The organism is Luteibacter sp. P4_D7_3 (assembly GCF_056401735.1).
This window is the reverse complement of record NZ_JBFUIT010000537.1, coordinates 1-1497: the sequence shown is the minus strand read 5'-3', so window position 1 is coordinate 1497 and position 1497 is coordinate 1. Positions and strand designations below refer to the sequence as shown.

At 67.1% G+C, this 1497-nt stretch carries 2 protein-coding genes and 1 pseudogene; all 3 read left to right on the top strand.

Annotation, left to right across the window (positions count from 1 at the left end; all coding sequences use genetic code 11):
- A pseudogene (locus AC1DSN_RS22480) lies at positions 1 to 318 on the top strand (hypothetical protein); the annotation flags it as partial.
- A gap of 6 nt (positions 319 to 324) precedes the next feature.
- On the top strand, positions 325 to 657 hold the full coding sequence (locus tag AC1DSN_RS22475) for a hypothetical protein (protein ID WP_477297743.1): 333 nt from the start codon (positions 325 to 327) through the stop codon (positions 655 to 657).
- Between the two features lie 28 nt (positions 658 to 685).
- Positions 686 to 1474: an SDR family oxidoreductase gene (locus tag AC1DSN_RS22470; RefSeq protein WP_063571731.1), complete on the top strand. Its 789-nt coding sequence runs from the start codon at positions 686 to 688 to the stop codon at positions 1472 to 1474.
- Positions 1475 to 1497 lie beyond the last annotated feature (23 nt).

Below are 1497 nucleotides of genomic sequence, written 5' to 3'. Positions count from 1 at the left end.
GAGGACGACAAGGCGCGGTACATCGTGGTTTATTCGTCGGCCAAGCAGCAGAAGAGCCAGACGTACTGGGAGCAGTCGCCCAGCAACTTCTCGGCGGAAGCGCCGGTGAAGATGGCCACGGCGGGCAGCTTCAAGATTCCGCACGGCCCGGACGGCGTGCTGTTCGTCGGCATGCAGAACGATACCTACAAGAAAGCCATCAGCAACGCCGTCTGCGACAAGGCCCAGCCGGGCAATGGCGTGATTTCCACGATCCGCCAGGTGGTCACGACCGATATCCTCGGCCAGGACCAGAAGAAGAAAGAAAAGGACAGCTGAGCCAGCATGCAGACCGCCGTCCTTCTGTATCTCCTCTTGCTGCTCGGCGCCGTGGCCGCTTTCGTCTTCCACTTCATCGCGCAGTGGCGCTTCACGTTACTGCTGCGACAGCGCTATCCGGACCAGTGGAAGACCATCACCGAGGCCGACACCGGCCGGCCGAACGGCATGGCCAACTGGCTGCGCATGCGCCGCGTGCTGCGCTCCGACGCACCTGCCTTGTTCAACGACGACGACCTCAACCGCTGGCAGCGCTGGTGGCGTCGTGCGCCCTGGTTCGCCTGGCCGTGCTGGTTCGCCGCGATGGCGCTACAGTGGTGGGCGATGAGACAGGCCTGAAAGGCCGCCACCCAACCAGGGAGCACGCATGGATCTTCGCCTCACCGGTCGTCACGCGCTGGTCTGCGGCGCCTCCCAGGGCATCGGCCGCGCCACCGCTTTCGAGCTGGCCGAGCTCGGCGCGAGCGTCACGCTGCTCTCCCGCTCCGCCGATGCATTGATCGCACTGGCGGCCGAATTGCCGGCGACTCACCCCGGCCAGAAACATCGCCACATCGCCGTCGACATGCTCGACACCGAAGCCCTGACCGCGGCCGTCACCGAGGCGGCGCATCTCAACGCCGTGCACGTGCTGGTCAATAACAGTGGCGGCCCGCCGCCCGGTCCGGCATGGAATGCCGAGCCCGAGGCCTTCCTCGTGGCCTTCCGCCAACACCTCCTCGGCGCGCAGGTCGTCACGCGGGCCTGCCTGCCCGGCATGCGTGCCGCGCACTACGGGCGCATCGTCAACGTCATCTCCACCTCGGTGAAAGAGCCGATTCCCAACCTCGGCGTTTCCAATACGGTCCGCGCCGCGGTGGCTGGCTGGGCCAAGACCCTCTCGGCCGAAGTCGCACCCGACGGCATCACCGTCAACAATGTGCTTCCCGGCTACACGCGTACGCCGCGCCTGGAGGCGTTGGTCGAGGCGAGCGTCAAGGCCGGGCGCGGCCGTGATGAAGTCGAGCGCGGCCTGCTCGCCAGCGTGCCAGCGGCGCGCTTCGGCGATCCCGCGGAAGTGGCGGCCGTCATCGCCTTCCTCGCCAGCCCCGCCGCCGGCTATGTCAACGGAGTGAGCCTCGCCGTCGATGGCGGGCGCACGCGCAGCCTCAACTGAAGCGCAGCATGCATATCCTCGCC

Excerpts from the sequence above, each read along its gene's own strand:
- AC1DSN_RS22475 (WP_477297743.1), top strand. The coding sequence starts at position 325 with ATGCAGACCGCCGTCCTTCTGTATCTCCTCTTGCTGCTCGGCGCCGTG.
- AC1DSN_RS22470 (WP_063571731.1), top strand. The coding sequence starts at position 686 with ATGGATCTTCGCCTCACCGGTCGTCACGCGCTGGTCTGCGGCGCCTCC.